Raw genomic sequence first — 260 nt, 5'->3', positions numbered from 1 at the left:
CGACTACGTCTCCGGCCCGCGGGACATCACGCCCGACGTGAAGGAGAACATGAAGGCCGTCCTCGCGGACAACCAGAACGGCGCCTTCGCCGAGCGGTTCATCACGGACCAGGACGCCGGCGCGCCGGAGTTCAAGGAGCACCGCGAGAAGGGCCAGAACCACCCGATCGAGCCCGTGGGCCGCGAGCTGCGCAAGCTGTTCGCCTGGGTGAAGCCGACCGACACGGACTACGTCGAGGGCTCCGCCGCGCGCTGACCCG

The 260-nt window shown here is 69.6% G+C and carries 1 pseudogene; it reads left to right on the top strand.

Going from position 1 to position 260, the window contains the following annotated elements:
- Positions 1–256 (top strand): annotated as a pseudogene (locus KVT14_RS20560) (ketol-acid reductoisomerase); the annotation flags it as partial.
- Positions 257–260 lie beyond the last annotated feature (4 nt).

It is taken from the genome of Cellulomonas sp. GbtcB1, assembly GCF_019091725.1.
In the GTDB taxonomy this organism is placed as follows: domain Bacteria; phylum Actinomycetota; class Actinomycetes; order Actinomycetales; family Cellulomonadaceae; genus Cellulomonas.
This window is presented reverse-complemented; position numbering and strand designations above follow the sequence as displayed.